Genomic DNA, 7,556 nt, shown 5'->3' with positions numbered 1-7,556 from the left:
AGGTGCTGGTTGATGTCGGCGTCGATCGCCACGACCGGCAGCCCCCTGCTCGCCACATAACGCGCGAACAGCGCCGACACGGTCGTCTTCCCACTACCGCCCTTACCGACGAAAGCCACCCTCACGACGACGATCCAATCTGATCCGAACGCATCGACAACGAACTTGCGATCAGGTTGCCATCGTCAGTCAAGTCGGGCATACCCCGCACTTGACCATCATCCAGCGGTATGGCCGGGGGTCAGCGGTCGCGGCGGGTGACGAGCCGGGCGAGTGTCCTCAGCTCGGCGGCCGCCCGCGTGGCGGGACGTGCCTCATGCAGGTGGCGTAGCGCTCCGGCCAGCAGTTCGTCGGCCTGCTCCTGGCTCCAGGCCCGCCCGCCGACGGCGTCGACGAGCTCGGCGGCGTGGGCCAGGTCGGTGTCGGTCAGCGGGTGTTCCTGGTGGTAGAGACCGGCCAGCTCGCGCCCGGCGGGGGTCGGGGAGGCCAGCGCGGCCACCACGGGAAGCGACTTCTTACGGCTTCGCAGGTCCGAGTAGACCGGTTTGCCGGTGACCTCGGGGTCGCCCCAGATGCCCAGCAGGTCGTCGACCAGCTGGAAGGCCAGCCCCAGGTCGGCCCCGAAGGCGCGCAGCCCTTCGACCTGCTCCGGGGTGCCGCCGCCGGACAGGGCGCCGAGCGCGCAGGCGCACCCCAGCAGGGCGCCCGTCTTGCCCGCCACCATGGCCAGGCATTCGGCCAGCTCGACGTCCTTGCGCCCCTCGAAGGCCACGTCCGCGCTCTGCCCCTCGAGCAGTTCCTGGATCGTGACCCCGAAGATCCGGGTCGCCTCCTGGACCGTCGGATGCCCGCCCGTGGACAGGGCGTCGTAGGCCAGCGCCAGCAGGGAGTCTCCGGCCAGGATCGCCGGGCTGACCCCGAAGACGCTCCAGGCCGTCGGCCTGTGCCTGCGGGTCCGGTCGCCGTCCATCACGTCGTCGTGCAGGAGGGAGAAGTTGTGCGCCAGCTCGACGGCCACCGCCGCGGGCAGCGCGGAGGTGGCGTTTCCGCCGACCGCCTCCGCGGCCAGCAGGACGAGCGCGGGCCGGATCGCCTTGCCGCTGTCGGCCCGGGTCGGCCGGCCGTGCTCGTCCCACCAGCCGAAGTGGTACCCGGAGATGTGCCGCATCGACGGGGGCAGCGTGTCGATCGCGGCGCGAAGGGCCGGTTCTACCGTGTCACGGCTCCAGCGGAGCACCTCACCCGCCGTGCGCCCCTCTCCCGCCTGTCCGGCGGCCGGGTCCCGCCTGGTCGCCGCCCCCGCCGACGGTCGCCGTCCGGTGACCGCCGGCCGTCCCTCGGCGACCGATTCGGTCAGATCCGGCATGTCGGCCGTGGTGTCCGCCGTCTGGCCTCTGTCAACCGCCGTCATGTCTTCACGCCCTCGTAGCGGTCGGTCATGAGGTCGAACTCCTCATCTGGCGTGTCCGGGTGGGTGTGCGCGTGGAAACCCGCCCTTCATGGCGCCGAACGCGCGCGGGTCCCGGGTGAGCATGCCCGCCCGGTAACACCCGTATTCGGATGCTACCGGCCTGCACACCCACTTCTCGATATGCGTGAGCGCCATTCTCCGATGAGTTTCTCGGCTCCACGGACACGACAGGAAGAAAACCGGGAGCTCGAAAGACCGCATGTCCGGTTCTCAGTGCCCGAGTTCGACGTCTTCCAGGATTCCGAGGGCGTCGGGAACCAGAACCGCGACGGAGTAGTAGGCGCTGACCAGGTAGGAGATAATCGCCTTCTCGTTGATGCCCATGAAACGGACGGACAGGCTGGGCTGATACTCGTCCGGTATGCCCGTCTGGTGCAGGCCGACGACTCCCTGGTCGTCCTCACCGGTCCTCAGCGCGAGGATCGACGTGGTGCGGCTGCCGGTGATCGGGATCTTGTTGCAGGGGAAGATCGGGACGCCTCGCCAGGCCGGGACGGTGTGCCCGCCGAACTCGGCGCCGATGGGGTAGATCCCCCGGCGGGTGCACTCCTGACCGAAGGCGGCGATGGCGCGCGGGTGCGCGAGGAAGAACTGCGTCCTCCTGCGGCGGCTGAGCAGCTCGTCGAGGTCGTCCGGGGTGGGCGGGCCGGTCCGGGTGTGGATGCGCTGCTTGAGGTCGGCGTTGTGCAGCAGCCCGAACTCGGTGTTGTTGATCATCTCGTGCTCCTGCCGCTCACGCAGGGCCTCGATGGTCAGTCTGAGCTGCTGCTCGACCTGGTCCATGGGGTCGTTGTAGAGATCGGCGACCCTGGTGTGCACCCGCAGCACCGTCTGGGCGACGCTGAGCTGGTACTCACGGGGGGCGAGTTCGTACTCGACGAACGTGCCCGGCAGGTCGGGCTCACCGCTGTGCCCGGCGGACAGCTCGATGGCGGCCTCGCCGTACTTGTTCTGCGGGCCCTTCGGAGCCGTCTCAAGTTGACGCAGGTGGCCGCGGAGCGCCTCGGAACGGTCGGCGATCTCGCGGAAGGCGTCCCCGGGCAGGACCAGAGCCGTGCCCGCGGTGAGGGCCCTGACCGTGAACTCCCAGTCGCCCCGCTGCCCGATCAGCGTCTCGTCGCCGAAGTGGTCGCCCCCGGCCAGCACGGTCAGGACGACCTCGTCACCGTACGGCCCCGCGCCGACCTTGTTGACCTTGCCGTGCGCGACGAGCACCACCTCGTCTGCGGGTTGGCCCGCCTGGACCAGCACGTCCCCCGCGGAGAAGTCCCGCTGGGTGAAGCGCTCGGCGAGCGCCTGCAGCACCTCGGAGTCGTCGAAGTCGCGCAGTGAGGGCAGCTCACGCAGTTCAGCGGGCACGACCCTCACCTCGGAGCCGGTGCTGGTGAAGCTCACCCGCCCGTCGCCGAGTGTGTAGCTGAGGCGCCGGTTGACCCGGTAGGTGCCGCCGGAGACCTGCACCCACGGCAGCATGCGCAGCAGCCACCGCGAGGAGATCTCCTGCATCTGCGGAACCGTCTTGGTCGTCGTCGCGAGATTTCGCGCCGCCTCCGTGCCGAGGCTCAGCTGCGACCTTCCGGGATCGAGCTCCGTCACAACACACCATCCATCCGTGTCGGATCGAAAAGGACCGGGACCTGAATCAGAGAAAAGAGAGCGAGGGGATTGACCGCGATCGAATTCACAGCGCCATTCCACCCCCTGACACGGGGGATCAGGCACAGGCCGCCATCGCGGAGCGCTCCAATCCTGATGCTTCGTTAAATAGGTTGTCAAGCATTAAACATCATTCGGTGAAATACAAAAATCGCCATTGTCGGAAAATTCGGATCGAACGGCTATAACGGATTTTTTGGGTTGAACTATAAGTCATCATGCCCTGTATACACATAAGTGATCTTTTACAGCCACCGAGAGCCCCGGGGCGGGCGGCGACATGAGCGCGCCGTACAGCGCCGTACAGTGGCGGGATGGGCATGGTCGAAACGGTCGGACTGGTCCTGCATCCGCGTCGCGACTCGAAGACGGCCATCGACACCGTCATCGGGTGGGCGCGCGGGCGCGGCGTCACGGTGCTCGGCCTGCCGGAGGAGGTCGGGCGCATCGACTGCAGCGCGGTCGCGGTGGACGCCGAGACGCTCGTCGGCCGGGCGGACCTGCTCGTCAGCCTGGGCGGCGACGGCACCATGCTGCGCACCATGCGCCTCATCGCGGGCCGGCCGACCCCCATCCTCGGGGTGAACCTGGGCAGGCTGGGCTTCCTGGCCGAGATCGACGTCGACGGGCTGCCCAGGGCGCTGTCGGCCATCGACGGCCACCGTCACACCGTCGAGCCCCGCATGGCGGTCCAGGCCTCGCTGCCGAAGACCGGCACGGTGACCGCGTTCAACGACGTGGCCCTGGTGCGCATCCCCGGTGACGGGCTGTCGGCGGTCGCGGTCTCCGTCGAGGGGCATCCCTTCGTCCGGTACGCCGCCGACGCCGTCATCGTCGCCACCTCGACGGGATCGACCGCCTACAGCTTCTCCGCGGGAGGCCCCATCGTCTCCCCCACGGTCGAGGGGTTCCTCGTCGTACCGGCCGCCGCCCACTCGTCGTTCAGCCGGGCCATGGTGCTCTCCGCCGACGAGGAGGTCACCCTGGAACTGCTCCCGGCGAGCGGCACGCTGGCCGTCGAGGTGGACGGCGCGGTCGCGGGCCACCTGTCGCCGGGAGACCGGCTCACCGTCACCGCGCTGCGCGCCGCCGCCTGGGTCGTACGGCTCGGCGACACGACCTTCTACGAGCGTGCCCGGCGCAAGCTCCGCGTCAACGGCAGCGCGGAGGTCGAGGAGCGGGACTCACCGGTGTGACCGGCGGTCCCGCCCCGGTTCTCAGCCATGGGACGAGCCGTTGACGGTGAGGACGCGTTCCTGCTGGGTCTCGATCGCCGGGAAGGTGCCGGTGTCGACGATCCCGTGCTCCCTGAAGGCGGCCTCGATCAGCGCGTGAGCGCGGGGCTCCAGCTTCCACAGGGCGCGGTACTCGCGGGCGGTGGCCAGCGAGATGCCGATCTCGTGGGCGATGTCGGACGCCCTGGGGACGAACTTGCGTTCGATCTGCTTGTCCCAGTACTCCCTGGCGGCGCGCAGCAGGGCGGCGCGCTGGGCGGTGTCCACGACGGGCGGCGGCGAGTCGAGCATCTCGACCTCGCCCTCGTCGTCGTCGTCCATCGCCGCCGCGGGCAGCGCGTGCGTCAGGCGCGGCGGCTCCTCGGCTTCGGGGGCCCACGGGACCGGCGGGGTCAGGTCGATCAGGGCGGAGGTGTTGTAGAGCGCCCCGATCTGGGACAGCAGCGCCTCCTGGCGGGTGCTGTCGACCGCCAGGCCGGTGTGCTCGACGGCCCGGTCCATCGCCTTGTCCAGCTTGGTGAGCGCGCCCCGCATCTTCCTGTCCGAGGCTCCCGCCTCACGCAGGGCACGGGCCCGCTTGGCGGCCAGCGCGACCCTGGTCAGCCGCCGGTGCGCGTCCACCTCGCTGGCCGTACGGTCGCTGACCTCGGCGAGACCGACGCGGACCAGCATGCGCTCGGGGGTGAGCCGCCAGTTGATGCGGTGCCGCCCGGTGATGCGGTGCCGTTCGATCGCCATGCCCCGCTCCCACAGCCAGGCGGCGACCAGCGGGGCCGCCAGGCGGAAGACGGCCTCGGCGAGGCTGCGGGCGTCCATGCTGGACAGCACCGCCGACAGGCCGGTGAGCGTCCACACCGCGATGCCGTCGATGCCCGCGGAGTAGTTCTCCCGCATGTTACGGCGGGCCCGCACCGCGCTGGTGATCACCGCGACCTCGATGAACGCGAAGAGCAGCAGCCTAAGCGGGCCGTCGAAGCCGAGCACGTCGCCGGAGAAGCGCCACATGCCCTGGGCGGACACGCCGGTGGCGATGCTGGCGGCCACGATGGTGAGGATGTCCTCGGCCGGGCGGGGCGCGACGTAACGGTGGAAGAACTGGTTCGCGGCCCGGTAGAGGGCTCTGGCCGCGAGGTAGGCCACGCCGAGGAGTGCTAGGCCGATTACGCAGATGATGACCGTTACGACCGGTTTATCCGACGCGAAGGCGGTGATTTCATCGATGGGGGGCATCTCACTCACTGTCCGTCAGTCTCGATCTCCGACAGGATATGAACGCGATCATTCCAGAATGTCGGCAGCTTGTTCGCCAAACAGAGGCCTACATCCGTGACGAGATCGAACGAGAGTGACGTTCGCGGCGTGTGTGGGGCCTCTCGCCCCCTGGAGACCACTCCCTGCCGTGACGGCCCGAACAGGCGAAAGGCCGCCCCCGGACGAGAAGTCCGGGGACGGCCCTCAAGGACCGGTTAACGGCCCTGCAGTGCCTTGACGTTGTCGCCGAAGCTCCAGCTCCTCGACCCGTCCCAGTTGATGGACCAGGTCATGAGGCCCTTGAGCTGGCCGTTGAAGGCATTCCAGCTCTGGGAGACCAGGGAGGGAGACATGTAGCCGCCTCCGGCGCCGGCCTGCGCGGGCAGACCGGGAACCTGCTTGTCGTAGGGAACCTTGATCGTGGTGCCCTGGATGACCAGACCGTTGTTCAGGCAGGTGGTCTGGGCGGTGAAGCCCTGGACCGTGCCCGCGGAGTAGGAGTCACCGGAGCAGCCGTACATGCTGCCGTTGTAGTACTGCATGTTCAGCCACCACAGGCGGCCGTTGTCCGCGTACTTCTTGATGATCGGCAGGTAGGCGCCCCAGATGGAGCCGTACGTCACGCTTCCGCCGGTCACGTAGGCCGTCTCGGGAGCCATGGTGAGGCCGAAGTTGGAGGGCATCTGGGCGAGCACGCCGTCGATGATGCGGATGAGGTTGGACTGCGAGGCGGACAGCTGGTTGATGTTGCCGCTGCCGGACAGACCGGTCTCGATGTCGATGTCGATGCCGTCGAAGTTGTACTTCTTCAGGATCGGCACGACGGTCGCGACGAACTTGTCGGCGACGGAGCTGGAGCTGAGGTCGATACCGGCGGTCGCGCCGCCGATCGACATCAGGATCGTGGCGCCCGCGGCCTTGGCGTCGCACATCTCAGCCGGGGTGGAGACCTTGACGGTGGCGTCCATCCCGTCCTCCCACAGCACGGTGCCGTCGGAGAGGATGACCGGGAACGCGGCGTTGATCACGTTGTAGCCGTGCTGCTTGATGCGGGGGTCGTTGATCGGCGTCCAGCCGAACGGCGGGTGCACGCCGTTGATGGCGCCGTCCCAGTTCTCCCAGTAGCCCTGGATGACCTTGCCCGCGGGCCGCGACTTCACCGCGCAGGTGCTGCCGGTGGGCGTGACGGTCGGGGTCACGGTGGGCGTGACGGTGGGGGTCACGGTCGGGGTGACCGTCGGCGTCACGGTCGGGGTGACCGTGGGCGTGACGGTCGGCGTCACCGTCGGGGTGGGCGTCGGTCCGGGCGGGCCGTCGACGCTGACGTCGTCGACGTAGTAGGTGCCCTGGCCGTACCAGCCGTGCAGGAAGACCACCGCGGTGGTCTGGTTGGCACCGGTGGTGAGGGACACGCTGAGCTTCGTGTACGACGACGCCGAGGCGGTCCAGGTGGAGGAGCCGCCGTTGACGCCGAGGTAGACGTAGTTGCCGCGCACCCAGGCGCTGACCACGTAGGTGGAGTTCGGCTTGACCGTCACGGTCTGGCTGCACTGGGCGGTGTCGGAGCCGCTGACCGCGCCGGCGAGCGCGCCGTTACCGGAGCGGACCGGGGTGCTGACCACCGAGCCAAGCCCGCCGGTACAGGACCACGGCGCGACGGAGCCGGCCTCGAAGTCCGGGTTCACGACGACGTTGTCCGCCTGGGCCGACGTCTGCGTGATGAGGACACCTACCACTGCCAGCAGGAATGACACTGCCAGCGCCAGTAGGCGGGGGGTTCGCTTCATGGGGGGTGACCCTTCTGTCGCCCGGCACGACAAGTCGCCGGGCATTGACGACGCGGCGGGTTACGGGCCGCGTTGGTGGGGGTTGCGAACAACAGGTACAACGAAACCGAATTATCGAGACAAATTCCGCCAATGTCTACGAAAAGTTCTATTTCG

General features: G+C 68.7%; 6 protein-coding genes. 1 reads left to right on the top strand and 5 read right to left on the bottom strand.

All coding sequences use genetic code 11. From position 1 onward, the window contains the following. From ACFYY8_RS31920 to ACFYY8_RS31910, 3 genes are all read right to left on the bottom strand, one after another. Positions 1-125 (bottom strand): ArsA-related P-loop ATPase (locus tag ACFYY8_RS31920; protein WP_390047401.1); only part of this gene is annotated, 125 nt, incomplete at its 3' end. 116 nt (positions 126-241) lie between these two features. Continuing rightward, a complete protein-coding gene (locus tag ACFYY8_RS31915; protein WP_390047384.1) occupies positions 242-1,411 on the bottom strand; it encodes a family 2 encapsulin nanocompartment cargo protein polyprenyl transferase in 1,170 nt (389 codons plus the stop codon). Positions 1,412-1,681: 270 nt separating this feature from the next. Next, positions 1,682-3,067 carry a family 2B encapsulin nanocompartment shell protein gene (locus ACFYY8_RS31910; protein WP_390047381.1) on the bottom strand — a complete coding sequence of 462 codons (1,386 nt, stop codon included), beginning with the start codon at positions 3,065-3,067 and terminating at the stop codon, positions 1,682-1,684. 374 nt (positions 3,068-3,441) lie between these two features. Here ACFYY8_RS31910 and ACFYY8_RS31905 point away from each other — a divergent pair, with 374 nt between their 5' ends. Then, entirely contained in the window at positions 3,442-4,323 is an 882-nt protein-coding gene (locus tag ACFYY8_RS31905; protein ID WP_390047378.1) for an NAD(+)/NADH kinase, read from the top strand. Between the two features lie 21 nt (positions 4,324-4,344). On the opposite strand, the gene ACFYY8_RS31900 is transcribed toward ACFYY8_RS31905, so the two are convergent. Then, positions 4,345-5,502 carry a hypothetical protein gene (locus ACFYY8_RS31900; protein WP_390047376.1) on the bottom strand — a complete coding sequence of 386 codons (1,158 nt, stop codon included), beginning with the start codon at positions 5,500-5,502 and terminating at the stop codon, positions 4,345-4,347. Positions 5,503-5,828: 326 nt separating this feature from the next. Beyond that, positions 5,829-7,400 carry a carbohydrate binding domain-containing protein gene (locus ACFYY8_RS31895; RefSeq protein ID WP_390047374.1) on the bottom strand — a complete coding sequence of 524 codons (1,572 nt, stop codon included), beginning with the start codon at positions 7,398-7,400 and terminating at the stop codon, positions 5,829-5,831. Positions 7,401-7,556 lie beyond the last annotated feature (156 nt).

It is taken from the genome of Streptosporangium sp. NPDC001559, assembly GCF_042893955.1.
Lineage (GTDB): Bacteria > Actinomycetota > Actinomycetes > Streptosporangiales > Streptosporangiaceae > Streptosporangium.
This window is presented reverse-complemented; position numbering and strand designations above follow the sequence as displayed.

Bases quoted from the DNA above. Each gene is read 5' to 3' on its own strand.
- ACFYY8_RS31915 (WP_390047384.1), bottom strand. From the start codon at position 1,411: ATGACGGCGGTTGACAGAGGCCAGACGGCGGACACCACGGCCGACATG.
- ACFYY8_RS31905 (WP_390047378.1), top strand. From the start codon at position 3,442: ATGGGCATGGTCGAAACGGTCGGACTGGTCCTGCATCCGCGTCGCGAC.
- ACFYY8_RS31895 (WP_390047374.1), bottom strand. From the start codon at position 7,400: ATGAAGCGAACCCCCCGCCTACTGGCGCTGGCAGTGTCATTCCTGCTG.